Genomic DNA, 25697 nt, shown 5'->3' with positions numbered 1-25697 from the left:
CTCATTCTCCTCCTCGTTCGGGTTTTTTGACGTCAGGTTGGCGGGAAGCGGATTTCCCATACCAATGCATGGGAATGAAGCATCCCTTCCAACAATTATATGTCAAGAACCGGCCAGCGCAACCCCGGACGGGGCTCGTGTTTGTATTTGCTTGATTTACCTTCTGAAATTCCTTAAAATAAAACCCATGCGTCATTCAATTAAATACTTTTTCCGTTTAAGTTTCTTTATACTTCTCCTGGCCTCGATAGCCGCCCCCCTGCATGCAGGATCCGGAAACGAAAAGACGATCGGCCAGGCGTTTGCCGGCGAAGAGCTAGTCTATGAAATAGGTTTCTGGATATTCGACGACGTCGCTGAAGGCAGGCTCAAGATAGAGGAAGGGGAAGGCGGCCTATACACCGCAACCCTTACGGCCCAGACCTCCGGCTTCGTAGGAACGATTTTGCGCCACAGGCGGGATAAGTATATCGCCACGCTGAGGATGGCCGACGACGGCAAAAGGTTCGTGACCGAGAGCTTTGATAAAGAGGTCGAGATAGACGGGAAGGACAAGAAAAGAGCGGTCCATACCGTGGATTACGTGAAAAGGACCGTGAGCTGGGACTATTGGAAGGGCGGGAAAAAGGAGAAGGAGGGGTCGGCAGACATACCGGAGGGCATGTTCGTTGACGACCCGATAGCCGCCTTCTATAACTTCAGGTTCGGGTCCTACGGGAAGATAGAGGAAGGGCGAGTCTATAATATCGCTAGCTTCCCCAGGGACGGCCGTTTCCCCGAGATAAGCATAAGGATAGTGCCTGAAAAGGAGCTTAAGAAGAAAAGGAAAAGGAGGACCTCCGACTACCTGGCGGATGCCCGGATAGACAAGGACCTCTTCGGATCCAAAAACGGCGAGATAGAGATAAATTTCACGAACGGGATGCTGCCTGTGCAGGCCGTCGCAAAAGGAGTGCTTCTCTTCGGCGACGTAAAAGGCAAGCTCCGCGAGGTAAACCTTTCCCGCACTGAACCTGTTCCCAACGCAGCCAATCCAGCCCTATTGTCTTTTCCCAGGCCTGAATACCACGAAAATAAGGGCGGCTAAGGCTGACATGCCGCTTCCGTAAAGGAACGTAGCTTCCGGGCCCACGGTGTCCCAGAGGTAGCCTGCTACTACGCTCGCCGGGAGGAGCATGAGCCCGACGACCGTATGATACACGCCGAAAGCCGTGGCCTTCCGCTCCGGCGGGGCGAGAGTAGCGAGATAGGCCCGGAGGGTCCCCTCGCTCATGCCCTTGTATATGCCGTAGAGCGGAAAGAGTATCCATATGTGGAGAGCTTCGGTAGAGAAGGCTATCAGGACGAATATAAAGGAGTAATAAACGAAGCCCGCCAGCACCATGCGACGGAGGCCTATCCTGTCAGCCAGCGCGCCCATCGGCGTCGAGGAGAGCGCGTATACGATGTTGAACGCGAGATAGATTATGGGGATGAGGGCGCTCTTGACGCCCAGGTCTTCGGCCCTGAGTATCACGAAGGCGTCCGCGAAGTAACCGAGCGAGAAAACCCCCACCACGACGAGGTAGCGTCTGAACGGGCCGTCGAAGTCGGAAATTGAGAACCTCGGGAGACTTGCCGCCTCTTCCCGTGCCCGCCTCTTTTCGGTAATAAAGAATATTATGACCAGGACGGATATTACGGCCGGTATGGTCGAGAGAAAGAATACGAGTCTCAGGTTTCCTACGAATACAAGGAGTAAAAGGAACGCGATGCCAGGGCCTATTATGGCCCCTATGGTATCCATCGACCTGTGGAATCCGAACGCGAGGCCGAGCTTTTCCCGTTCAGTCGAGTCCGCTATTATTGCGTCCCGCGGGGCGGTCCTCGTGCCCTTTCCGACCCTGTCTATGAACCGAGCCCCGAGGACGTGCGACCATGCCGTTGCGATCGCGATGAGCGGCCTGCTCACGGCGGATATGCCGTAGCCGGCGCCCATGAGGAGCTTTCTTTTGCCGAGCTTGTCCGAGAGCCAGCCCGAGAAGATTTTCAGGATGGAGGCCGTCGTCTCGGCTATGCCCTCGATTATGCCGACCGCTGTCTTTGTCGCGCCGAGGACTGTGGTAAGGAAAAGCGGCAGCAGCGGGTAGACCATCTCGGACGAGACGTCCATCAGCATGCTCACGACACCGGTATAGAAGACGTTCCGGTTAAGCCCCAGGATGTATTTTTTTTCTCCTCCGCCCCGGTCCATACCAGTGATTCTTGCCGATTTTATGATATTTTGCAAGGCGGCAACTTCCGTGACAAAGGGCTTGACACGGCTTTCCAAAACCGTTATTATTTAACATTCAAATGGTTTGGAATAGATTCCTGGAGGGCATTCGAAGATGTATGCGGTCATAAAAACAGGCGGAAAGCAGTACAGGGTCTCAGAAGGAGACGTCCTCAATGTGGAGAAGCTCTCCGGAGAGCCCGGTGCGAGAATCGAGCTTTCCGATGTGCTTGCGGTCGGCGAGGGAGAGAGCATAAAGGTCGGCTCCCCGAGGGTAGAAGGGGCGGTAGTCGTCGCCGAGATACTCACCCATGACAAGGACAGGAAGGTAATCATCTACAAGAAGAAGAGGAGGAAGGGCTACGATAAGCGCCAGGGTCACAGGCAGCCTTTCACCAGCATAAAGATACAGGAAATCAGGTCTTGATATTTTAAAGGCTTTCAGGAGGTTTTACAGTGGCTCATAAAAAGGCAGGCGGAAGCTCAAGGAACGGAAGGGATTCGAACGGCCAGAGAAGGGGCGTAAAGCGCTTCTCGGGCCAGGCCGTTTCCGCGGGCTCCATAATAGTGAGGCAGGTCGGGAGCAAGGTATATCCCGGCTCGAACGCCGGCATGGGCAGGGACTTCACCATATTCGCCAAGGTAAGCGGGGTAGTCCAGTTCGAGGACAGGGGAGCCAAGAAGGTCGTAAACATCCTTCCGCAGTAAAAGGACGACTGGAAAATCATTCAAGGGGCGGAAAGGAGAGGCTTTTTCAGCCTTTCCATCCGCCCTTTTTGCATTTCGGCGCTTCTTGATTTCCAGCTTTGGCGGGGAATATCGGCAAATCGTAATCATCCCGAAGGGGATCAAAAACGGAATAAAAAATGAAGTTCATCGATGAGGCAAAGATATATGTAAAGGCCGGAGACGGCGGAAGGGGCTGCGTAAGCTTCAGGCGCGAGAAATACGTGCCAAAGGGCGGCCCTGACGGCGGCAACGGCGGAAGAGGCGGGGACGTCATCCTCATTGCCGAGGGCAGGCTTGCGAGCCTCCTTGATTTCAAGTACAAGCGCGAATACAAGGCGGAGCGGGGCCAGCACGGCATGGGCAGCATGTGCAGCGGCAGGGACGGGCTTGACTTGAGGATAAATGTGCCCGTGGGCACGGTCGTAAAGGACGCGGACACCGAAGAGGTGCTGGCTGATCTCGTAGAGGACGGCCAGGAGTACCTGGTCTCGCGGGGCGGCAGGGGCGGCAAGGGGAACGCCCATTTCGCGACCTCCACCCACCAGACGCCGAGGTTCGCCCAGCCAGGGGAGCCCGGCGAGGAAAGGAACCTTAAGCTCGAGCTCAAGCTCCTTGCCGACGTCGGCATAATAGGCTTCCCGAACGCGGGGAAATCGACCCTCATCTCTCACATCTCGGCTGCAAAGCCGAGGATTGCCGACTACCCTTTCACGACCCTCGTCCCGAACCTCGGCATAGTGAAATTCGGAGATTTCGGCGGGTTCGTCGTGGCTGACATCCCGGGCCTCATAGAGGGGGCGCACGAGGGCAAAGGTCTCGGCGTGAGGTTTTTGAAGCACATCGAGCGCACGAGCATATTCATCCATATGCTGGACCTCTCTCCCGCTTCCGGCAGGGACCCTAAAGATGACTTCGAGATAGTGAACCGGGAGCTAAGGGCCTTCAAGGCCGAGCTTACGGAGCGCCCCCAGGTGGTTGCGCTCAATAAGACCGACATGCCGGAGGCGGAAGAGAAGGTCCCGGAGTTATTGAAATTTTTTAACGGTTTGGGTATAAAGGTGTTCTCCATCTCAGCCGCCACGGGCAAGGGCCTCAAGGAGCTTGTCAATTTTGTGGGTAAGGCGGTAGCGGATTCGAAGGGCGGGGTAGCATCCGAGGCAAAGTGAAGGACCTGAGAAAGAAGATAGTAAAGAAGGCCCGCAGGGTCGTAATCAAGGTTGGGAGCGCCGTAATAGCCGCCCCGCCAGTTGACGGCATCGAGATATTCGCGAGGCTCGCAACCGGAATAAAAGAACTCAAGTCCTCGGGGAGGGAAGCCGCTGTGGTCAGCTCAGGCGCCATCGCCCTCGGCATGAGGAGGCTCGGGATGAAGGAGAGGCCGGTCGCCATCCCCGAGAGGCAGGCAGCCGCTGCCGTGGGCCAGGGCTCGCTCATGGCCATGTATGACGCGGCCTTTTCCGGGGTGGGCGAAAAGGCCGCCCAGGTGCTCCTGACCCATGACGACCTCGGGAGCCGGAAGCGCTTCCTTAACGCCCGTAACACCCTCACGGCCCTTTTCAGGCTCGGCATCGTCCCGGTCATAAACGAGAACGACACCGTTGCCGTGGAGGAGATAAAGTTCGGCGACAACGACGCCCTTTCGGCCCTTGCCACGAACCTCGTGGAGGCAGACCTCCTGCTCATTTTATCCGACATAGACGGGCTCTATGACAAGGACCCAAAGGCCTTTCCGGATGCCAGCAAGGTCCATGTAGTCGAGGACGTGGACGCCTTGAGGACCGACTCAATGGTAAATTCCACGAACCGGCTCGGAACCGGCGGCATAAGGTCCAAGTGCGAGGCCGCGAGGCTTGCGGCCCACTTCGGGGCCGCGACGATCATCGCGAACGGGAACAAGCCCGAGGTAATCTCCCGCGTCATGGCCGGCGAGGACGAGGGCACGCTCTTTCTCCCCAAGGAGGACAGGCTTACGAGCAAAAAGCACTGGATAGCCTTCTCCGCGAGGCCCACCGGACGGGTCTTCGTCGACGACGGCGCAAGGGATGCGCTCCTCAATAAGGGCAGAAGCCTGCTTCCTTCCGGAATAAGGGAGGTCGACGGCTCATTCGAATCCGGCGAGGTCGTCCACTGCGTGGACCAAAAGGGGATGGAGTTCGCGAGGGGGGTCGCTAATTACAGCTCATCCGAGATTAAGAGGATAAAGGGCCTCAAGACCGCCGAGGTGGTAAACATCCTCGGCTATAAGATCTATGATGAGGTTATTCACAGGGATAACCTCGTAGTGCTCTGAAGGCTGCCTGCTGCCTCTATTAATGGCTTTTGAAACTAAGTTCGTGTTTTCCCTTAACCTTTGAGGGGTTCCTACCGATAGTATCGTAACGGCATAGAGCGCGATTTATGTGCTTGCGCTTCCAGGGCCCCTCATGCGGAATGGAAAACCGGAGAAAAATTAACTGGTTACATTTCTTTTCTCAAGGAGATTTTCATGTCTGTAAAGGATGGTGTCCTGGGGATCGCAAGGGCCGCGAAAGAGGCCTCTTACGGTGTTGCGAGGCTCGATACGGCCACAAAGAACCGGGCCCTTGTGAAAATGGCCGAGGGGCTTTTGAACGCCTCGGATTTTTTAAAGAAGGAAAACCGGAAGGACGTGGAGGCCGCCACTGCCAAGGGCCTGCAGAAGGCCATGGTCGAGAGACTCACCCTTTCTGACAAGGTCATCGGTTCCATGGCGGCCGGGCTAAAGGAAGTCGCGGCCCTGCCGGACCCGGTGGGAGAGATAACCGGGATGCAGAAGAGGCCCAACGGCCTCATGGTCGGAAGGATGCGCATCCCCATAGGGGTGATAGGCATAATATACGAGTCCAGGCCTAACGTGACCGCCGACGCAGCCGGGCTCTGCCTTAAGTCCGGGAACGCCGTGATACTCCGGGGCGGGAGCGAGGCCATAAACTCCAATAACGCCATCGCGAAGGTCCTGAATGAGGCCTGCGCTGAAGCTGGCGTGCCTTCGGGCGCGATACAGGTCATACCCACGACCGAGAGGGAGGCCGTCCTCGAGATGCTCAAGCTCGAGGAAGAAATAGACCTCATAATACCCCGGGGCGGAGAGGGGCTTATAAGGTTCGTCGTCGAGAACTCGAAGATACCCGTAATAAAGCACTATAAAGGCGTCTGCCACGTCTTTGTCGACGAATCGGCCGACCTCGGTATGGCCGAGAGAATAGCCTTCAACGCCAAGGTCCAGAGGCCCGGCGTCTGCAACGCAATGGAAACGCTCCTTGTCCATAAGGAGATAGCCCCGAAGTTCCTTCCCGCCATGTATGAGAAGTACAAAGCGGCCGGGGTGGAAGTGAGGGGTTGCGAAAGGACGAGGGAGATTTTGAAAGACGCTACCCCGGCAACTGAAGAGGACTGGGGAGCCGAGTACCTCGACCTGATACTCGCGGTAAAGGTGGTCGACGGCATGGACGAGGCCATAAAGCACATAGCCCGGTACGGCTCTCTTCATACCGAGTCCATCATTACGAAGGACTACGGGAACGCGCAGAGGTTTTTGCGAGAGGTCAACTCCTCCACAGTGCTCGTTAACGCCTCCACGAGGTTCTCGGACGGCTTCCAGCTCGGGCTCGGCGCGGAGATAGGCATATCCACTACCAAGATACACGCCTTCGGGCCAATGGGCCTTGAGGAGCTTACTACCCGCAAATTCATAATCTACGGCGAAGGCCAGGTAAGGGAATAGGCCCCGGCGCGAAGGGTAGAAAAAATAAGGGTTTTAAGGTAAAATAAATCCGGGAAGAAGGGTCCTGTCCGGGACCGGGAGGCGAGCGTGGGCGTTAAGGGCAGGCTCAGGGACATGAGCCTCGTTGACATCATCCAGATCTTCAACGCGGAGCGGAAGACGGTCGCGATACACTTGGGCTCGGAACTCGGCTACGGCAGGGTCTATCTGAAGGACGGACAGATAGTCCACTCCGTTTACAGGGACACCATCGGCGCGGACGGCTTTTTCCAGCTACTTGCGTGGAAAGACGGGGAGTTCGAGGTGGAGCCTGACGCGGTCACGCACGACAGGACCATAAACGAGTCCTCGGAGGGGCTCATACTCGAAGGCCTCCGGAGGCTTGACGAGGCCAGGGGCAAGGACACGCGGGCCGGGGGGAACGTGGGGGACCTGGAGTCGATAAGGCTCATGAACAGGCTCATAGAGCTTGAGATACTGGAGAAGGCCTGAGTATGTCCGCCGAGGTCAAGAACATAGCCCTGATAGGCGCGAACAAGGAAGGATTGAAGCTCCTGCCCATCCTTCTCGGGGACCAGCGGACCCGCATCCGCCTCATCGCCGACCCGAACAAGAACGCCATGCTCTTTAAATTGAAGGAGCTCGGATACCGCATAGCATCGAGGTTCAACGTCGAGACGACGACCGATCTCGAAAGCCTCAAAAGGATACCCGACCTCGACGTAATCGTGAACGCGCTCCAGGACCAGGCGACGGAGAAGTTCCTCGAAGCCCCTGAGTTCAGGGACGTCGAAAAGCTCGGGCCGCTTTCCACCAGGCTCATATGGGGGGTGAGGGCCTCGACTGCCCACGAAGGGCACCACCATGACAAGGTGCACGAGCAGGCAAACCTCCTCACCTCTTTCCGCGAAATAGTCGACGCCGTAAGGCTCACCATAGACAGGAAAGAGCTCCTTTCAGTAATCCTGAAGCTCGCTACCGAGTCCACCCGCGCCGAGCGCGGCTCGATTATGCTCATGAACGACGAGAAGATGCTCAGGGTCGAGATCGCGAAGGGCATGGACGAGGAGGTCGTGAGGAAGATACGGGTCTCGGTGGGCGAGGGCGTCTCCGGGAAGGTGGCGGGCACTGCAAAGCCGTTGCTCTTGAGTGGAAAGGCCAAGTCCGGGCAGTTCTCGCGGCCCATGGACCGCAGCGACGTAAAGAGCGCCATGTCCGTCCCGCTCGTCGTAAACGGCGAGGTCATCGGGGTCATAAACGTAAGCTCGAGCGAATCGACGCACGTTTTTACAGAGGAGGACCTTAACTTTCTCACGAGCCTTGCCGGGCTTGCCGCCGAGGTCATACAGAGGTCGAACGAGTACGAGAAGCTCCGGGTCGACTCAGCCAAGTTCACCTTCTGGAAAGAAGTGGACTCGCTCATGTCCTCCAACCAGCCCATGGAGAAGCGCCTTAGCGCCGTGTGCAAGCGGCTTGTGGAGATAGTGCCGGGCCTTACCTGCTTCATCTACGTCCTGGACGACGATTCCGGAAGGCTCATGCTCCAGGCCTCGAGCATAAGGGACACCAAGGGGCTGGGGCTCTTGACGCTCCGTCCGGGCGAGGGCATCGAGGGCGCCTCTCTCGACGGTATCGTAGACACCTTCCTCGTGGACAGGACCGAGCACGGCCATATAAAGAAGGTCTATCTTTCGCTGCCGATGATAACAAAGGGGCGGCTCGTGGGCACGCTCAACGGCCAGATAATATCCCACGGCGGGCTTTCGGTCTACCACGAGTCCTTCTTGAAGGACATACGGACCCTCCTTGCCGAGAGCATATGGAAGCACAAGCAGAGCGAGAAAGACAAGCTCCGCTCAAGGAAGATGTTCGCGGTGGACGAGGCGGGCCTCGAGATGATATCCATGAAGGACCCGAAGAAGCTCGTCACCATAATCGCAACCACCCCTGCGGCGATACTCGGGGCGGAAGGCGCGCTCTTGCGGATAAAGCAGGCAGGCTCCAAGAGGTTCCAGACGGCCGCCACCTACGGACTCGATGACGCGGCCGTCCGGGACTACTTCCTTCCGTTCGAGAAGGAGACGGTGATGGAGGTCCTACGGAGGAGAGAGCCGGTCATGCGCGAGTTTTCCGAGGAGGTGAGCCCGTACATAAGGTCGGTCCTCTCGAAGCCCATAATGATAGGTGACGAGATAATCGCCGTGCTTTCGCTCTTCAACAAGACCGGGGACAACTCGATATTCGCGTGCGCCTTCTCGAAGCAGGACCTGGAGATACTCGCCCGGTTTTGCGTGTATGCCGAAAAGTCGCTCGCAAACATGCACACGCCGGCGCCGAAGGAGGCCAAAAAGGAGGCCGAGGCTACGGGCCCTGCGCCCCTTACCATCTTCGAGGAGAAGGTCGAGCAGGAGCTTAACCGCGCAAGGAGGTTCGACAGGGGGCTGGTCCTTGCTACGATAAGGGTCGCGGGCCTCAAGGACATGGGCCCCGGCAAATCCGACTTCGAGACGAAGCTCATAGGAGAGATAAGGAAAAAGACCAGGAGCTTCGACATCGTCATAAGGCTTAACGAGGAGACCTTCGGCTTCCTTTTCCTCGATACCGACGAAAAGGTAACAAGGCTCCTCCATTCCATATCCGCGGTCATTGCGAACGAGCCGGCGTTTAAGAGCGCCTTTTCAGAGGGCAGGGCGGACATACTCTACGGGTATGCGACTTTCCCTAGAGAGGGCGACTCTTTCACGGAGCTCTTCTCAAAGGCCTCGAACAGGATCAAGCTGGACCTCAACAGGGTCCATGAACCCGAAGTCAAGGAACTGGGTCAGCAATGGTGACAGTAAGGTTCTTCGCCATGCTCAAGGGGCTTGCGAAGACAGAGATAAAGGAATACGACATAAGCTCGCCTCTGCCGCTTGAGGAGCTCAAGTCCATCATAAAAAGGGACTTCCCGGCCCTTCAGGGGCTGCTTGACAGCCGCTCGGTGCTCGTCTCCATAAACCAGGAGTTCGCTGAAAAAGGCGCGGTTGTGAAGGACGGCGACGAGGTGAGTTTCCTGCCGCCCTTCTCGGGCGGGTAGGACGCCGGTTGTCATTCTGAGCGAAGCGAAGAATCCGGTAGTTGTCATTCGAGCGCTTTTCAGGCGAGGTGATGCCTGAAAGGTTCCAGAGCCGGTTCATTCATGGTCATTCATATTCGTATTGTCATTGCGGCATGTGAGCCGAAGCCGCTAGCGAAGCGTGGCGGGAAGCAATCTCGTTCTTTGTAAAAAGGAGCGCCTTGAGATTGCCGTCGGAGCTAAATCTCCTCGCAATGACAGCGGAAACGGGGCTTAATAAATGTCCGAACTCGTAAGGATACAGGAAAAGGACTTTTCGATTGATGAAGAGGTGCGCCGCGTAACTGCCGCCTCAAAGGGCATAGGCGCGGTAGTGACTTTTTTAGGCGCCGCGCGGGACTTCTCGAAAGGCGAGACCATAACCGGCCTTTCCTTCGAGCATTACCCGGTGATGGCCGAGAAAAAGCTCGCGGACATAAGGGAGAGGGCCCTAAAGAACTTCAATATAATCGAGATGGGCATAGTCCACAGGATAGGGAAGATAGACATAGGCGAGAACATCGTCCTTATCGTGGCCGCGTCCGCGCACAGGAACGACGCCTTCATGGCCTGCGAGTGGGCCATAACCGAGCTTAAGAGGACGACCCCCATCTGGAAGAGCGAGACGACTTCAAAAGGCGAGGTCTGGGTCTCGGAGACGCCTTAGCAGGCTGCTGAAAAAGCCCAATCTGCTGTGTCGTCTTCAAAATTCGTCACTGCGGCGTACAAAAAAGTACGCCTCATTCCTCATTTTTCGACTCCTTGCATCGTGAGCTTTTTGAGCAGCCTGCGTGTGAGTTGAGTTTTTAAGCAACATCAGGAGATTTATGGTAAGAGTCGGAATACTCACGATGAGCGACAAGGGCTCGCGCGGCGAAAGGGAGGACCTTAGCGGCGCTGAGATCGAGCGCATGATAAAGACGCTCCCCGCCGAGGTAAAGGCCTATGAGGTCATCCCGGACGAGACGGACATAATCAAGGCCAAGCTCATTGAATACGCCGATGTTTTGAATCTGGACCTCATCCTCACTACCGGCGGCACCGGAGTGACACCCAGGGACGTGACCCCCGAGGCCACCAAGGCCGTAATCGAAAGGGAGCTCCCCGGAATGTCGGAGGCCATGCGCGCCGAGAGCCTCAAGAAGACCCCCAACGCAATGATATCCCGCGCGGTCTGCGGGATACGGAAATGCTCCCTCATAATTAACCTCCCCGGAAGCCCCAGGGCCGTCCGCGAAAACCTCGCGGTAGTCATGCCCGCCCTAAACCACACGATAGAGAAGATAAAAGGAAGCAAGGAGGAGTGCGGGAGGGGGTAGCTTGAGTTGAGATGTATATCTGCGATCAATAGAGCGCTGCGGCTTAAACCATCATAGATTAATTATGTCATTGACTCCGACACTTAAGACGCCATCCGATTTATTTGCTAAATTGGAGAGGGAGCGGTACAGGGCTTTCCATTCCAGGCATCCGCTGCATAAAGCTGATCACTTATATAATTTTTGTATCACCTCTCATGCGATTAAAGATTTTATTTTTGAATATTTCAAAATAACTGATATGGACAAAAAGCAATTACATCATGATGTCTGGAATCTGGTTTCAGAATTAGTCGCAGCATCAGAAATAGCAAACTCAAGTAAGCATCTGGTTTTGAGAGATAATAAGAAACAAAAACGAATACCTAAAACCAAAAAGGTGAAAAATTCCCAAACATCCATGGTTGACGTTTATATAGATGAAACTGACAATCTACATTTGCGACGACGTGATAATTGCCCGGATTATGAAATAATATTGATGGACGAGACTGCTCTGCAACTACACACATTTATGAATAATGTTGTTGTTGGAGAGCCTATTTCCAGAATAAAGGTATTTCTTTTTCAGCGCAGTCAGATGATGAACTGTTTGGAAGCTTGGAATCTATCTCATAATTCCGTAGGGTGCGCTGTGCGCACCATTTGAATCCTTTTTTCCAGCCGCCTCTCCACTTCTTTTAATGTCATGTCGAAAATTTCAAAAAGGACATAGTGCGCACAGCGCACCCTACAACTACTACAAAAGCTAAAAATCCCCTCACACCAGATTTTTCGCTCCGCTCAGAATGACATATGTTCCCAGTCTTGACACGCTCCCATCCCGCATTATCCTCAAATTATGATGTGAAGGTATGCATTGAAAGGAGGCCTCTTATGGCTACCGAAAGAAAGCCTGAAAGGAAGATGGACCCCGAGGCGATGAAGGAGCTTTACATAAAGCTCGGCACCCCCGGAGCGCCTCATGCGTTGCTTTCCCGCATGGCCGGGAGCTGGAATGTAAAGTCGAAGACATGGGAGCCGGGGATGCCGCCCGAGGAGACGAGCGGCACAAGCGAGCAGAAAATGATACTGGGCGGAAGGTTCCTGCAGCAGGAGTCCACGGGCGAGTGGATGGGCGGCACCTTCAACGGCATAGGCTTTACGGGATACGACAATAACACGAAGAAGTTCGTCTCCACCTGGATGGACTCGATGGGCACGGCCATATACTTCTTCGAGGGCCCTATCGACAAAGACGGCAAGGGATTCACGCAGAGAAGCCGCTACGACGACCCCGTAAAGGGCCCGACTGAATGGCGTTCCACATGCAGGCTCGTGGACGACAATACCGTGACTTTCGAGATGTACGGCACGCCTGTAGGAGGAAAGGAAGAGAAGATGATGGAGATGACATACACCCGGAGGCAGTAGGGGAAAATGGCATCGGCTCGGGACGCGAGCGGGTGGGCTTCAGACTATTTCGCTCAGGGCGTTTTTTATCTCCTGGACCCTGGCAGGTTTGCGAAGAACCCGGAGCCCGCTTAACATGAACGAGGGGTCTGAAGCCGGTTTTCGCGTAAGGACGATCAATTTGTCTTTCAGCTCCGGGCGGAGCCCTGTGGCCGCTGAGAATAGCTTCAGGTCAAGGCCGGATACGTCGTCATCGGCCATTACTGCGGAGTAGCCGTGCCTGCCGATGCTCTCCAGGGCCTCCTTCACGTCGAGGGCGCGGTCGAAAACTACCTCCTCGCCCGAATAGATGGCCTTTATCCCCTCTTCGAGCAGTCCGTCGCGGGAGACCACTAGGAGCCTCTTGCCGCGTAGCGGCGAGAGGCCCGTGTCAAGCCTCTGGACGAGGGAGTCCCAGTTAAGGGTCTCGACGTATTCCTCCAATTGCTTCCTGTGCCCGACCACGAGCTCTTCCGCGTTCCTGTCCAGGTGGCCTTCCCTGAAAAGCCAATTGACTACGTAATGCATGAAGTCATTGCATTCCTTGGTTTCTATCGTGATGATATAATGAAGCAGGCCTTCTTTCGACATCTTGCCTGCCTTTATCCTGCCCTTGAGGAAGAGGAGGAAGTCCTCTACGTATTCCATATCTGAGCGGTCAAGGGATAGTATGCAGGGCAGGCTCGCGCCGTTCGCTATAAGCTCCGAAGCCTTTCTGGCGGCCTTGTAATGCTCAAGCTCGTCTGCCCTGAGCTTGAGGAGAAGGTGGACGAATTCCTCGTCCTCCGAAAACACTGCGGCCGAGAGCCCGTATGCTTCAGCTGCGGCAGCCTCGACCCGGCAGAGCCAGTCAGTGATCTCTCTCATTTATAAAAAGTCTCCAGAAATTAAAACAGCTCCATTCTGACAAATCACCCAACACTTGAGCTGCTGATCCGAATAAACCGCCAAATGCCAGAGTATATGCCGGATATCCGGATATTTCAATCGAGAATATTTTTCAGCATGAACCAGACGTTCTCCTTCCTTTCCCGTAGCCTCCTCAGCATGTACGGGAGCCAGTCCCTGCCATAGGGCAAATAGACCCTCATGGTATATCCCTCGCCAGAAAGCCTCTTCTGGAGCGTCCTTTTAATGCCGAGAAGCATCTCAAAATCGAAAGAGCCCTTCGGGATGCCTTTTTCCTCGGCGAACCTTTTGGCTTCCTCTATGAGCTTTTCATCATGGGTGGCTATGGCGGGGCGGGTAGGGGTCATGAGGAGCTCTTTCATGATAAGTTCGAAGCTCTTGTCCACGTCTTTCTTGTCGGCGAAGGCGATAGAGGGAGGCTCCTTGTACGCGCCCTTTACGAGCCTGATGCTTCCGCCTGCAGCGGAAATCCGCCTTGCGTCTTCCACGCTCCTTTTAAGGGCGCTCTGTATGGCGACTCCGACGTTCGGGTATTTCTCCCTTAGTCCGAGAAAGATATCTATTGTCGCCTGCGTAAATGCAGAACCCTCCATGTCGATACGGACGAAGTTCCCGAGCTCTGCGGCCTTCTTTACAACCCTCTCCGTGTTCTTCCATGCGATATCCGTCGAGAGGCCGAGCCCCATATGCGTGAGCTTGAGGGAGACATGAGAGTCTACGCCGGATTTTTTTATGTCGGCGAGGAGGGCCAGGTATTCTTCGGCAGAGCGCTCGGCCTCGCCGATGGTTTTTACGTTCTCGCCGAGGCTGTCTATCGTCGCCTTTAACCCGAGCGCGTTCAAAGCCGCTGCCGCGTATATCGCGTCCCGCCTTTCGGTCCCTGCTATGTATCTCCTGGCGAATATAAGCAGAAAATCCTTCATCCGAGCTTTGAAAGGAAGGCGCGCACCTCGTCCCAGAGTCCGGGACTGTCCATTTCCTCTATCTCGTAGCGGACGCGCACGGCGGGCTTCGTTATCGGGATGACACGGGAAAGGTCTATAGGGGTCGCGATAAGCACCAGGTCCGCAGGGGTCTTCTCTATTATCTCCTGAAGCTCCTTTTTTTGCCCCTCCGAATAGCCCATTGCGGGGAGGAGGTTTTGAAGGACCGGATATTTGCGGAAGGTCTCCTTTATTGTGCCGACTGCATAGGGCCTCGGGTCCACGGGTTCCGCCCCGAATGCCCTGGCCGCGGCCATTCCAGCTCCGTAAGCCATGCCGCCGTGGGTGAGGGTGGGGCCGTCCTCTACGACCAGCGCCTTTTTCCCCCGTATCTCTCCCTCGACCGTTATTGCCGAATCGGTCCTCAAGATTGTAGCGCGGGAGTTTACGGCCCTCGCGTTCGAGGCGACAAGCTCCACGTCCGCCCCCGCGCTCCCGGCCTTATTGATGACAACGACATGGGCCCTCCGGAGGTTCGCCTCTCCAGGGTAATAAAGAAGCTCGTGGCCTGGCCGGAGCGGGTCCGTGACGACTATCTCGAAATCCGGCCTGATAAAGGGGAGGTCGTTATTGCCGCCGTCCCAGAGGATGATGTCGCCTTCCTTTTCGGCCTCGTCCAGGATCGCACTGTAGTCGACCCCTGCGTATACAACGAGGCCGGATTCGATCAGCGGCTCGTATTCCTCGAACTCCTCAATCGTGCACTGTGCCTCTATCAAATCCTCGCGGGTCGCGAACCTCTGCAGCCTCTGCCTTTCAAGGTCGCCGTAGGGCATGGGATGGCGTATGGCAACGGGCCTTTTACCGGCTTGAAGGATTTTTTTACCGATATACCTCGTCACCCCGCTCTTGCCGCACCCGGTCCGCACGGCAGAAACCGAGATGACCGGCTTTTTTGCCTTTAGCATCGCGGCCTCTGCCGAGGGCAGGATGAAGCCAGCTCCTAGCGATATGGCGAGCGCTGCCCTTCTCATGACATACTCGTACGAGACGTCGCTGTATGAGAAGACCACCTCGTCGGCCCTGTGCCTTTTGATAAGCTCCGGAAGCTCGTCTTCCGGATATATCCTTATGCCTTCGGGATAGAGCGGGCCTGAAAGGGAAGGGGGATAGGTCCTTTTTTCTATGAATGGTATCTGGGCGGCGGTGAAGGCGACGACCTCTATCGAAGGGTCGTCCCTGTAAAGGACGTTGAAGTTATGGAAGTCCCTTCCGGCGGCCCCCAGGATGATTATGCGCTTCCTCCGGCCTCTTGCCTTCCCGGTCAAGGGAGGGCCTCCTCGAATATGGAAAGGGCCGCGTCCATCTCTTCCCTTGTCACTGTGAGCGGCGGCATGAGGCGGGCGACGTTCTTACCGGGGCCGCACTCGATTATCACGAGCCCGTTATCAAGGCACCGCTCCATGACCCTTTCGAGCCCATCTTTATCAGGGCTTCCGTCCTCTTTTACGAACTCGATGCCTATCATGAGGCCGAGCCCGCGCACGTCGCCGATTATAGTGTGCCGTTTTTTCATTTCGTTCAGGCGGGAAAGGGCGTAATCTCCCATTTTCGCGGAATTCTCAAGGAGGCCGTCTTTTTTTATTCTGTCTATTGTAGCTACAGCCGCAGCGGCCGAGACCGGGTTCCCGCCGAAGGTGGTGCCGTGCGCGCCGGGGGGCCACTTTGACATGAGGCTTGCAGAAGCCCCGAAGGCGCTCAGCGGAAAACCCGAGGCTATGCCCTTTGCCATGACGATTATGTCCGGCTCAAGGCCGAAGTGCTCGGAAGCGAACCACCTGCCGGTCCTGCCAAAGCCGCTCTGCACCTCGTCGGCTATGAGAAGGATGCCGTGCCTTGAGCAGAGTTCCCTCAACCTGAAGATGACCTCCGTGGGCGGCGGTGCATATCCCCCCTCGCCCAAGACCGGCTCGATTACCATGCAGGCCACGTCCTCCGTCGATATCTGGTGCCTGAGGATGCCCTCGAGATATTCGTAGCATTCGAGAGAGCAGTCTTTTCTGACGTGCCCAAGGAGGCAGCGGTAGCAGTAAGGGTAGGGCGCGTGGTAGACGGACGGGAGAAGGGGGTGGAAGCCGCGCCTGTACCTGGCGGCAGAGGTCGTAAGTGTCAGGGCGCCCATGGTCCTCCCATGGAACCCTCCGACGAAACTGATTATGCCCTGGCGGCCCGTAGCATAGCGCGCGAGCTTTATGGCCCCTTCTATCGCTTCCGCGCCGCTATTGGAAAAAAAGAACATGTCGATTGCGCCGGGCGTTATCTCCGTTAGCCTCTCGGCAAGCTCCACCTGCGACGAGTACCTGAATATGCAGCCCGAATGGATGAGGGAGTCCATCTGGCGCTTGGCGGCTTCGAGCACCTCGGGAGGGCAGTGCCCCAGGTTTGCGGTCGCAAGGCCCGATGAGAAGTCCATGTACCGCTTCCCCTCTGTCGATTCGACATAGAGCCCTGCGGCCCTTTTGACCTCTATATCGGTGTGGAAAACAAGGGCGGGGGTTATGTGTCTCTTCGCCCGCTCTTTAAGGTCGTTCCCCATGGGCCTCCGATCCCCCGCTTAATCAATAAAAGCGGTCCTGTCGCGCATGGATTGTGCTCAGTATTATGGAAGGAGAGGAAAAAAAGCCGGATGCCAAGGCACCCGGCCTGCTTTCATTCCGTGTCTATCGGCTGGGGCTCGCAGAGGAGGGAATCGTAGATGGCGAGCCTGCCGCATTTTTTGCAGATGTACTCGATCTCGTCGACCATCTTGGGGCAGACGTGCCTCGCGTCCGAGGTTTCCTTACCGCAGAACTCGCACAGGAACGGCAGGCCCTCTGTCCTCGGATGGCAGAGGTGGCCCCTGCCGCTTGCGAGCCCGCTGCATGTGGGACAGGAGTAGGTCTTAACGTATTGTACCATCCGAACTCTCCTTAAGTGGTTTAGCAGGCTGCTGAAAAAGCCTTGAATGCGTCGTCTTCAAAATTGGACACTCCGGCGTACAATAAAAGTACGCCTCATCCCTCATTTTACGACTCCTTGAATCCTAAGCTTTTTGAGCAGCCTGAATGTGATTATGAGTTTTTCAGCAACTGTTAGAAGGCCTGCCTGAAAAAGAGCAGGTTATCTCCCGAAGAGGCTCGCCTGTATGGAGGTAAGCTTTCTTACGTGTTCCTTTTCCTGGTCTATCAGTGAATCTATTACCTTCCTGTCCTTCTCCCTTATCATCCTCTCAAGCTCGTAATAGAAGAGGAGCGAATCCTTCTCCATGTCTATCGCCATCCTCAGGGCCTCTTCCTCGCTCTTTACGGAGCTTGCCGCCTCCTTGCCCGCTTCCGGGTTCGTGAAGACCTCGCCGTCGGCCATTGTCTTCAGATACTGCTGGGCCTCCTCGATGTAGGGGTCGAACCCGTTTGATGTGTCCTCGGTCAAAAGTTTCTTCAGCTCGAGGAAGAGCTTTATGTGAGTGCCTTCCTCCTCGGAAAGGGCCTTGAAGAGCGCCTTCAATTCCTTTGTGCTTGCGCCCTTTGACGCGTCAGCGTAGAAACGCATCCCGTTTTCCTCTATCCTGATAGCCATGTCGAGAACTTCCTTGCCTGTGAAATGCACCGGGTCCATACCCCCCCTCCAGTCTGATTTTTTCGGATTATAGCAAAAAAGGGGAGGTGGTTGAAGAGGTTTAAGAAAATGGATACGTCCGCCTGGGGATTGCCATTTTGCCGCCCCCGCCCGCCTCATTCCTTGTCTATCTGGGCCTTCTGCAGGCGGCCGCTATAATCCCTGTATATGACCTTCCATTTAGTGAACATGTCGAGCGAGCCGCCCCTTCCGCCCGCCTCCTTCCTGCCGAGCCCGCTCCTCTTCGTCCCGCCGAACGGGAGCTGCACCTCGGCCCCGATGGTAGGCGCGTTTATGTATACTATCCCAGCGTCGAGGTCGCGCTCGGCTATGGCGGAGCTATTCACGTCCTGGGTGTATATCGAAGACGAAAGGCCGTACTGCACGCCGTTGGCTATCCGTATGGCGTCCTTCAGGTCCTTTGCCTTTATGACCGATGCGACCGGGCCGAATATCTCCTCCTGGGCTATCCTCATCTCTGGGTCCACGTCCGCGAACACGGTGGGCTCTATGAAGAAGCCTTTAGCATAGTCACCTTCGCTTAGCCTCTTGCCGCCAAGCACGAGCTTAGCCCCTTCTTTTTTGCCGATCTCTATATAGCCCAGGACCTTCTTCATCTGCGCCTCGTTTATGACAGGCCCCATGTGGGTGACGGGGTCGAGCCCGCTCCCGATCTTGAGCCTCCGGGCAGTATCGAGGAACATCTCGAGGAAGCGGTCATAAACCCTCTCGTGGACGATCAGCCTGCTTGCCGCCGTGCACCTCTGCCCCGAGGTGCCGAAGGCGCCCCAGAGCGCGCCCTCGACCGCGAGATCGAGCCTCGCGTCATCCATGATGATAATGGGGTTTTTCCCGCCCATCTCGCAGGATATTTCTTTTTCAAGGCCGCTACAGAGTTTCGCAAGCCTCTCGCCCACGGCGGACGAACCTGTGAACGATACCCCGTCAATGCCGGGGTGGGTGGCAAGGTACTCTCCCGTTTCATCCCCGGTCCCGTGGACGAGGTTAAGGACCCCTGGCGGAAGGCCGGATTCGGCTATTAGCTCAACAAGCCTTCCCGCGGCGATCGGCGTGTAGCTCGACGGCTTGAATACGGCTGTATTGCCGGCTATCAGGCAGGGGAATATCTTCCACGCGGGAATGGCCGTGGGAAAGTTCCAGGGGGTTATGAGCGCGAATACGCCTATGGGGACGCGGAGCGACTTGCAGTCTTTCGCGAATAGCTCGGAAGGGACGGTCTCGCCTGATAGCCTTCTACCTTCCCCTGCCATGTAGTAGGCCATGTCTATGGCCTCCTGCACGTCCCCCATGCCCTCGGGGAGTATCTTCCCCATCTCCCTTGTGACGACCCGGGCGAGCTCATTTTTGTGCTTAAGAAGGAGCTCTGCGGTCCTGAAGAGTATCTCCCCGCGTTTCGGGGCCGGGGTAAGGCGCCATCCCGCGTAGGCCCCCCTTGCCGCCGCCACCGCCCTGTCGACCTCCCCTTTTCCGGAAGCCGGGACAAGGCCGACTGTATCGCCGGTGTCGGCAGGGTTTACGCTTTCGATGGTCCTCCCCGACGTGGCGGCCGACCATTTTCCGCCTATGAGGTTCAGGAATTCAGGGGGCATACCTATTGACCTTTCCTGTGAATACCTGGAATCCAGTTGAGTATATCAGAGCTGAAAATTACGGGCAAGCAACCGGGGAGCATCAAAATCCTCGAATTTTCGGGAAACAGTGGACAAATGAGGTAAAAAAATGTAAGAATGTTATAATAGTTACAATTGAGAAAGATTCGGGCTGAGGCTTCTGGGTCGGCTACGGCGAGAACACATCATGAAAAAAGTCGTCCTCTCGATAGTCCTGAGCGTAATTATGTCCACAGGGGCCTTTGCCTGCGTTGAGCACGGTGTTATCCGCGACATGGATTTCTTCTCGACGAGCTGGGTCCAGGGCAGGGTCTCGATCCTCATGTGGGACTCGCCGGGCATGGTTAAGATAGTAGGCACTCTCAGGCCCGGCGCGCTGGTGCAGGTGCTCGAAAAGAGCGAGGGTTTCGTCAAGATCAAATCGTCCGATGAGCAGGGCGGGCAGGTCGGCTGGGTGAGCGGCAAGCTGGTGGAAACGACCTTCGTCCAGCAGCCCGGCGACGGCGAGGAATGCGAACAGAAGTGGTGGTGAAAATAAGAGCCGTGCGCTCGGAAATGGGCTTGACTCGATGGCAGGCATGATGTATTTTTATTAGCGAAATCCCGCGGGCGTAGTTCAATGGTAGAATGAAAGCTTCCCAAGCTTTAGACGTGGGTTCGATTCCCATCGCCCGCTCCAGATTCGAAATAAAGCCGGCCCGGAGTTTCCGGGCCGGCTTTTTCATTTTTAGCAGGCTGCTGAAAAAGTCCATCTGCGTCGTAGGCTACGTCGCTTGACACTCCGGCGTAGACTAAAAGTACGCCTCATTCCTTGCTCCCCTGTTCCAACTGGGCCTCGCATCCGGAGCAGCCTGGATAAAACGGAGTTTCCAGCAAGCTGTTAGGCCGCCTATCCTACCCTGAAACTAATCCTTGACTCCAATACGCTTAAAATGGTGTAATATTATATTGTTTTATGCAGTCAGACCGGCGGACACCAATGCGCCGAGCAAAAGGAGATTTGAAAAGAACGGATGAAATTTGAAAGTTTAGCTCTGCACCCGGACATCCTTAGAGGGATTAGCGATGCCGGATTCGAGCACTGCACCCCCATTCAGGAGCAATCCCTTCCCAAGTGCCTTACAGGACAGGACGTCATCGCCCAGTCCCAGACCGGCACAGGAAAGACCGCGGTCTTCCTCCTCACGATATTCAGCAGGATCATGGCAGCCGGCCCCAATACGACCGGGCAGCCAAGGGCCCTTGTCATGGCCCCCACCCGCGAGCTTGCCAGCCAGATAATCGACGACGCCGAGAAGCTCGGCAAGCATCTGCCGTTCAGGTCGGTCGCCGTCTACGGCGGAGTCGAGTACGGCAAACAGGTGAACGCGCTTAAGGAAGGTGTCGAGCTGGTCGTCGCCACACCGGGCCGCATGATAGACCTCTATAAGTCCAGGACCCTCTCGCTAGATTCCATAGAGATATTCGTCATAGACGAGGCGGACCGTATGTTCGACATGGGCTTCGCCCCGGACATCATGTACATAGCGAGCAAGCTCCCCAGAAGCAAGCCGCGCCAGACCATGCTCTTCTCCGCGACCATCGACTCGAACGTAAGAAGGCTCGCGTCGCGCTACATGAAACCCGACCCGGTCATGGTCGAGATAGAGCCCGAGCAGGTGACCGTAAGCGCGATAGATCAGAAGATAATCTACGTCTCGAACGAGGAAAAGCTCCCGGTCCTCTTCGCGCTCCTCAAGCGTCCCGATGTCGAGCGCGCCATCATATTCACGAACATGAAATCGACCGCCGAGAAGGTCGGCATAAACCTCGTGGCGAACGGCATCCCTGCCAAGGTGCTTACCGGGGACGTGACCCAGGCCCGGCGCGAGAAGATAATAGAGGGCATTAAGGCCGGGAAGATAAACGTACTCGTTGCGACGGACGTCGCCGCGCGCGGCCTCCACATAGAGGGAGTAACCCACGTCATAAACTACGACCTCCCGGACGACGCGGCTAATTACGTCCACCGCATCGGCAGGACCGCGAGGGCGGGCAAAAGCGGCAAGGCATACAGCCTCGCCTGCGAGGACCATGTCCTGAACCTCCCGGAAATAGAGAAGTACATTGAGCGCAAACTCGAGACCGAATGGATAGACGAAGAGGAAATGGTCAAGGACTTCGTCCTTAAGGAGAGGCCGAGAAGGGAGAGGCAGCCCGAGAGGGCAGGGGGCGGCGGAAAAAGGCCGGGCTCGGGCGGACGCGACAGGTCCTTCCAGAGGGACGGAAAGAGACCGGATAAGCGCCATGAAAGGAAAGGCCCTCCGCAGCAGCGCATTCATGAGAAGGCAGCCGCAGGCCCTGCGGCCGATGTGAAGGCCGTTGAAATTGAAAAGGCGCTTCAGCCAGAGGGCCAGCCGGAACAGCCCGGGAGCCGTCCGCCAGGCGACCGTCCGAAAAGGAGCCGACCAAGAAACCGCAGGAAAGGAAGCCGCCCGCCGGGAGCCCCTCAGAAAGAAAATACTCCGGGTAAACCTCATGCCCTGACCGCAACCGAGCCGGGTAAACCACAGGGCCAGGGCAGGAGACAGAGGCCGCCCAGGAAAACGGAACAGGGCTCCAAGCCCGCCGGCCAGGAAAACACGAAGAGGCCGTTTGGGGGCAGGCAATATAATACCAGGCAGGTCGAAGCAGCCGCTATGGCACTCGCGAGGCAGGAAAAAGGGCCTAAAGCCTCTGAGCCCGCCAAGGGGCAGCCGGCCCAGAAGGAAGAGAAGGCCGGGCTTCTCAAGCGCTTCCTTAAGTTCCTCAAAAAGTCCTGAGGCATCCCGGATAGATAGGCAGCCTCTATCTGCGTAGTACGTGGATAAAAATGCTCGCATATAAAAAAGGGGAACTTCGAAAGAAGCTCCCCTTTTTTATATGGCTAGTCTGTAAATTGGATAATGCGGGTCAGTTCGGGTACAGTCCCTCGAAGTAATGGGGGAGCTGTTCCTCGAATGAGATGAGCACCTCAAACGCGATATGGCGGGCGCTGGCGAACTCCATCCCCAGAAGGGGCTCTTTCTTGAGCCCGGCCTTATCGTCTACCCAGCCTATGGGGTTCTCCTTCAGGAGCTTGTTGAAGTCCTCGTTAAGGACCGGCCTCGCGCCCTTGGCCTCGGTATTTGAGACGGCGTTTACGATGTCCTTCCTTGTGAGGCGGACGCCTTTTTCATTGTCCACGATGACCGGCTTGCTCCACCATTCGCTGAAACTGGCTTTGTTCATTGCCACACCAGGGTTCCTGCCGAGGCGCGGGACGTACCTGTTCTTTTCCTTGCTCGATGGCGCAAAGAGCGCTAGTCCGCTCATGGGCAGCGCGAGCCTCTCGTCGTAGTCCGGGCAGTTGTCGTAGAAGTAGAGGTCAAGTCCGAGCCTGTCTAAAAGGGAGCCTTTTCCATCTTTGTCGTCGAGGACCGCCTTCAGCGCGACCGCAAGCCTCTGGGCCTCGCCCTCGAAGCCCATGTCATAAGCCTGTCCGGATTTCAGCATGAACTGCAGAAGTGATTTAAGATAAGCCTCAAGCTCTTGCCGCGTCTTTGTCTTCTTGTTTTCCATAGTCCCGGTATTTTATTATAAGCGCGGACCGATTACAAATACTTTTGCGCCCGGTCACGCAGATATGATATCAATTTAGACCCTGAGAGGAGAAAAAATGGAAAAAGCCACACTCATGGTCAGGATAAAGCTCCTGTCCCCGCTTGCCAAGGCGCCGTGCAAGTCGCACGACGGCGACGCGGGCTGGGACCTCTTCGCATCCGAGGAGGCGGCCATACCCCCCGGCGGCACAAAGGTCATAAAAACCGGCATAGCCATGCAGATACCGCACGGCTGGTATGGCCAGATAAAATCCAGAAGCGGCCTCGGCGCAAAAGGCTTCATCGTGACGGCAGGCGTCGTGGACAGCTCCTACAGGGGCGAGATAGGCGTTGTGGCAGTAAACGGCAACGCCTCCCCGGACGGCGCTGCGTTCACCTTCAGGCCAGGCGACAAAGTCGCACAGATGGTATTCCTCCCGGTCCCCCAGGTAACAATCGAGCTCGCCGAAGACCTCTCAACCTCAACACGGGGCGAAAACGGATTCGGAAGCACCGGCCGATAGGCCGGGACTAAAAGCTTGGGGGACCCTTTCTGTAGAAAGTTTCCCCCAAACCCCCTTCAAAGACTTTAAGTTCCTGAGAGAACCCCCTTTTTAAGGGGGTTCTCTCAGGAAGAACTAAAAGTTTTTGGAGAGAGTTTGAGAGGACCTTTTTTACAAAAAAGGCCCTCTCAAGTTTTCAGCCGGCCTATCCGGTCCTGAGCGCGTCCGTTATCTTCATTCTTGAGGCCTTTAGCGCCGGGAGGAGCCCTCCTGCGAGTCCCATGAGGAGAGCGACGGTTATGGAGAGAACGGCTGTCTTCAGGGTGAGGGTGAACGAGAATGCGAGCTCCGAGAAGGTTTGGAAGTTGAGGGTCGAGAATGAGAGAAAGCGGAGGAACGAGGCCGCGGTGAGGCCTGCCGCCCCGCCTGCGAGGCCTGTGACAAGGGACTCGGCGAGGAAGGCCGCCAGTATGCTTCCCCTGCCGAAGCCGAGGGCGCGTAGAGTCCCAATCTCGCCGACCCTCCCGGCGACAGCCGAGTACATGGTTATCATGGCCCCGATTATCGCGCCTATCGAGAATATGGCGGTGAGGCTCGTCCCCAGGACGCGGAGGAAGAGGGAAAGGGCCCTGGACTGTTCCGAGTAGAAATCCGTCTCCCGCTTGGCGTCGAGGCTGAGCCTCGGGTCGTCCTCTATAGCGCTCCTGATTGAATCGAGCTTTTCAGGGTCTTCCATCCTGAAGACCACGGAAGAGTAGACGGGCCTCCTGAAGGCCTGCATTAGTGAGTCGGCGTCGCCCCATATCTCGGAGGAGAACCCGGTCGCGCCCGCGTCGAATATGCCGACGACTGTCCATTCCCTCATGGCGAATGAGAGCTTTTCTCCCGTGCCTGCCCCCTCGAACCTCCCTGATACCGCCTTTCCGGATATTATCTCGTAAGTGCCAGCCCTTGGCATCCTGCCTTCAATGAGCCTTGCCTGGGGCCTGAGTTCAAGGGACGCGGGCGATATCCCCCTTATTACGACGTTCGACGGGCTTTCGGTGCCGCGCTTCTTAAGGGAGATGAGGACAACTATTTCTTTTGCGGCGAGCCTGCTGCCGCCGGGTCCGGACGCCACGCCCGGGTATGTCTCGATTATGGCCGCCTGGTCCCGGCTTATGGTGCTCTGTACCTCTGAGGGCGCGCCTTTCCTTACGACTATCATGTTCTCTCTTGAGCCGGTGTCGACAAGGGTGGCTTCGAGCCCCTCGGCGAGCATTGTTATGGCCGCGAAGACGAAGACTACGAGGGCCATGCCGCCTGCCGTGAGGGCCGTCGTGAGCTTCCTTGCTAAAAGCGACCTCAGGCTGTATGAGAGCGGGACCGGCATACGCTATACCACCCTTCTTAACGCCGTAGTTATGGGGACTGTCGAGGCCCTGTATGAAGGGATGACGGAAGACGAGACGGCGACTATTAATGCGGCTGCCGCGTCCAGCCAGAAAGTCGTCGGCTTTATTATGAATACCGGAAAGTATTGCCCGAGCTCGGCCCTGAAAAGAGCGGCCGCCGGGAAGGTGAGTGCGGCCCCGATGGCCGCGCCGAGAGCGGTTATGGCAAGCGACTCTCCGAACACGAGGAGGGTTACATGCCAGCTTCCGAAGCCCAGCGCCTTCATGACCGCGAACTCGCCCATGCGCTCCCTTACGGACATTGCCATGGTGTTCGCCACGACCGCCATGATTATGACGATGACGACCACCGAGACGAGCTGGATGGCGGACATGATGGCCTCTGTCATGCTTACGAAGCTCATCTGGAAGGAGCGCTCCGTCTCCGTCAATGTTTCTGCAAGGGAGTTTTCGAAGAGGGAATCTATGCGGCCCGAGACCGCGGCGGCAAGCTCTGGCTTTTCGATCTCCGCGAA

27 protein-coding genes and 1 tRNA gene are annotated in these 25697 nt (G+C 56.4%); 17 read left to right on the top strand and 11 right to left on the bottom strand.

The window, feature by feature from the left end:
- Positions 1 to 187: 187 nt before the first annotated feature.
- On the top strand, positions 188 to 1087 hold the full coding sequence (locus K8I01_04570; GenBank protein ID MBZ0219688.1) for a DUF3108 domain-containing protein: 900 nt from the start codon (positions 188 to 190) through the stop codon (positions 1085 to 1087).
- Here K8I01_04570 and K8I01_04565 read toward each other — a convergent pair.
- Entirely contained in the window at positions 1040 to 2233 is a 1194-nt protein-coding gene (locus K8I01_04565; protein MBZ0219687.1) for an MFS transporter, read from the bottom strand. The genes K8I01_04570 and K8I01_04565 overlap by 48 nt on opposite strands.
- A gap of 136 nt (positions 2234 to 2369) precedes the next feature.
- On the opposite strand from K8I01_04565, the gene rplU reads away from it, so the two are divergent.
- The 12 genes from rplU to K8I01_04505 all read left to right on the top strand — a co-directional run bounded on the left by rplU (position 2370) and on the right by K8I01_04505 (position 12551).
- Positions 2370 to 2681: a 50S ribosomal protein L21 gene (gene rplU, locus K8I01_04560; protein ID MBZ0219686.1), complete on the top strand. Its 312-nt coding sequence runs from the start codon at positions 2370 to 2372 to the stop codon at positions 2679 to 2681.
- A gap of 29 nt (positions 2682 to 2710) precedes the next feature.
- Positions 2711 to 2962, top strand: coding sequence for a 50S ribosomal protein L27 (gene rpmA, locus K8I01_04555; GenBank protein MBZ0219685.1), 252 nt, complete (start codon positions 2711 to 2713; stop codon positions 2960 to 2962).
- A gap of 158 nt (positions 2963 to 3120) precedes the next feature.
- A complete protein-coding gene (gene obgE, locus K8I01_04550) occupies positions 3121 to 4149 on the top strand; it encodes a GTPase ObgE (GenBank protein MBZ0219684.1) in 1029 nt (342 codons plus the stop codon).
- A 5-nt stretch (positions 4150 to 4154) separates the two neighbouring features.
- Positions 4155 to 5273 carry a glutamate 5-kinase gene (gene proB, locus K8I01_04545; GenBank protein MBZ0219683.1) on the top strand — a complete coding sequence of 373 codons (1119 nt, stop codon included), beginning with the start codon at positions 4155 to 4157 and terminating at the stop codon, positions 5271 to 5273.
- Between the two features lie 195 nt (positions 5274 to 5468).
- A complete protein-coding gene (locus K8I01_04540) occupies positions 5469 to 6725 on the top strand; it encodes a glutamate-5-semialdehyde dehydrogenase (protein MBZ0219682.1) in 1257 nt (418 codons plus the stop codon).
- Between the two features lie 87 nt (positions 6726 to 6812).
- Positions 6813 to 7217 carry a DUF4388 domain-containing protein gene (locus K8I01_04535; protein MBZ0219681.1) on the top strand — a complete coding sequence of 135 codons (405 nt, stop codon included), beginning with the start codon at positions 6813 to 6815 and terminating at the stop codon, positions 7215 to 7217.
- Positions 7218 to 7219: 2 nt separating this feature from the next.
- Entirely contained in the window at positions 7220 to 9559 is a 2340-nt protein-coding gene (locus K8I01_04530; protein MBZ0219680.1) for a GAF domain-containing protein, read from the top strand.
- Entirely contained in the window at positions 9553 to 9801 is a 249-nt protein-coding gene (locus K8I01_04525; protein MBZ0219679.1) for a MoaD/ThiS family protein, read from the top strand. The genes K8I01_04530 and K8I01_04525 overlap by 7 nt, the downstream gene beginning before the upstream one ends.
- A gap of 259 nt (positions 9802 to 10060) precedes the next feature.
- Positions 10061 to 10486: a molybdenum cofactor biosynthesis protein MoaE gene (locus K8I01_04520; protein ID MBZ0219678.1), complete on the top strand. Its 426-nt coding sequence runs from the start codon at positions 10061 to 10063 to the stop codon at positions 10484 to 10486.
- Between the two features lie 160 nt (positions 10487 to 10646).
- Positions 10647 to 11138: a molybdopterin adenylyltransferase gene (gene mog, locus K8I01_04515; protein MBZ0219677.1), complete on the top strand. Its 492-nt coding sequence runs from the start codon at positions 10647 to 10649 to the stop codon at positions 11136 to 11138.
- Between the two features lie 64 nt (positions 11139 to 11202).
- Complete coding sequence (locus tag K8I01_04510) at positions 11203 to 11787, top strand: hypothetical protein (protein MBZ0219676.1); 585 nt, start codon at positions 11203 to 11205, stop codon at positions 11785 to 11787.
- A 227-nt stretch (positions 11788 to 12014) separates the two neighbouring features.
- Positions 12015 to 12551, top strand: coding sequence for a DUF1579 domain-containing protein (locus K8I01_04505; protein ID MBZ0219675.1), 537 nt, complete (start codon positions 12015 to 12017; stop codon positions 12549 to 12551).
- Positions 12552 to 12590: 39 nt separating this feature from the next.
- Here the strand turns inward: K8I01_04505 and K8I01_04500 are convergent, their stop codons facing one another.
- The 7 genes from K8I01_04500 to K8I01_04470 form a co-directional block, all read right to left on the bottom strand.
- Positions 12591 to 13436: a hypothetical protein gene (locus K8I01_04500; protein ID MBZ0219674.1), complete on the bottom strand. Its 846-nt coding sequence runs from the start codon at positions 13434 to 13436 to the stop codon at positions 12591 to 12593.
- A 116-nt stretch (positions 13437 to 13552) separates the two neighbouring features.
- Complete coding sequence (locus tag K8I01_04495) at positions 13553 to 14401, bottom strand: proline dehydrogenase family protein (GenBank protein MBZ0219673.1); 849 nt, start codon at positions 14399 to 14401, stop codon at positions 13553 to 13555.
- Positions 14398 to 15729, bottom strand: a complete 1332-nt coding sequence (locus K8I01_04490) for a GTPase (protein MBZ0219672.1) — start codon at positions 15727 to 15729, stop codon at positions 14398 to 14400. Before K8I01_04490 ends, K8I01_04495 begins: the two co-directional genes overlap by 4 nt.
- On the bottom strand, positions 15726 to 16997 hold the full coding sequence (locus tag K8I01_04485) for an aspartate aminotransferase family protein (GenBank protein MBZ0219671.1): 1272 nt from the start codon (positions 16995 to 16997) through the stop codon (positions 15726 to 15728). The genes K8I01_04490 and K8I01_04485 overlap by 4 nt, the downstream gene beginning before the upstream one ends.
- Positions 16998 to 17110: 113 nt before the next feature.
- Positions 17111 to 17359 (bottom strand): hypothetical protein, encoded by a 249-nt coding sequence (locus tag K8I01_04480; GenBank protein ID MBZ0219670.1) that lies wholly within the window; start codon positions 17357 to 17359, stop codon positions 17111 to 17113.
- 201 nt (positions 17360 to 17560) lie between these two features.
- Complete coding sequence (locus tag K8I01_04475; GenBank protein ID MBZ0219669.1) at positions 17561 to 18055, bottom strand: ferritin family protein; 495 nt, start codon at positions 18053 to 18055, stop codon at positions 17561 to 17563.
- 116 nt (positions 18056 to 18171) lie between these two features.
- Positions 18172 to 19665, bottom strand: a complete 1494-nt coding sequence (locus K8I01_04470; protein MBZ0219668.1) for an aldehyde dehydrogenase family protein — start codon at positions 19663 to 19665, stop codon at positions 18172 to 18174.
- 208 nt (positions 19666 to 19873) lie between these two features.
- On the opposite strand from K8I01_04470, the gene K8I01_04465 reads away from it, so the two are divergent.
- From K8I01_04465 to K8I01_04455, 3 genes are all read left to right on the top strand, one after another.
- Positions 19874 to 20218 (top strand): SH3 domain-containing protein, encoded by a 345-nt coding sequence (locus K8I01_04465; GenBank protein MBZ0219667.1) that lies wholly within the window; start codon positions 19874 to 19876, stop codon positions 20216 to 20218.
- Between the two features lie 73 nt (positions 20219 to 20291).
- A tRNA-Gly gene (locus tag K8I01_04460) sits at positions 20292 to 20365 on the top strand.
- Between the two features lie 334 nt (positions 20366 to 20699).
- Positions 20700 to 22487: a DEAD/DEAH box helicase gene (locus tag K8I01_04455; GenBank protein MBZ0219666.1), complete on the top strand. Its 1788-nt coding sequence runs from the start codon at positions 20700 to 20702 to the stop codon at positions 22485 to 22487.
- A gap of 130 nt (positions 22488 to 22617) precedes the next feature.
- On the opposite strand, the gene K8I01_04450 is transcribed toward K8I01_04455, so the two are convergent.
- A complete protein-coding gene (locus tag K8I01_04450) occupies positions 22618 to 23265 on the bottom strand; it encodes a hypothetical protein (protein ID MBZ0219665.1) in 648 nt (215 codons plus the stop codon).
- Positions 23266 to 23380: 115 nt separating this feature from the next.
- On the opposite strand from K8I01_04450, the gene dut reads away from it, so the two are divergent.
- Positions 23381 to 23809 carry a dUTP diphosphatase gene (dut, locus tag K8I01_04445; protein MBZ0219664.1) on the top strand — a complete coding sequence of 143 codons (429 nt, stop codon included), beginning with the start codon at positions 23381 to 23383 and terminating at the stop codon, positions 23807 to 23809.
- 184 nt (positions 23810 to 23993) lie between these two features.
- Here the strand turns inward: dut and K8I01_04440 are convergent, their stop codons facing one another.
- Together K8I01_04440 and K8I01_04435 are read right to left on the bottom strand one after the other, a co-directional pair.
- Complete coding sequence (locus K8I01_04440; protein MBZ0219663.1) at positions 23994 to 25160, bottom strand: ABC transporter permease; 1167 nt, start codon at positions 25158 to 25160, stop codon at positions 23994 to 23996.
- A gap of 3 nt (positions 25161 to 25163) precedes the next feature.
- A partial coding sequence (locus K8I01_04435) for an ABC transporter permease (GenBank protein MBZ0219662.1) occupies positions 25164 to 25697 on the bottom strand: 534 nt, incomplete at its 5' end.

The sequence above is a fragment of the Deltaproteobacteria bacterium genome (assembly GCA_019912665.1).
In the GTDB taxonomy this organism is placed as follows: Bacteria; Desulfobacterota; GWC2-55-46; order GWC2-55-46; family GWC2-55-46; genus UBA5799.
Note: the sequence above shows the minus strand (reverse complement) of the source record. Positions and strands in the feature narration are given on the sequence as shown.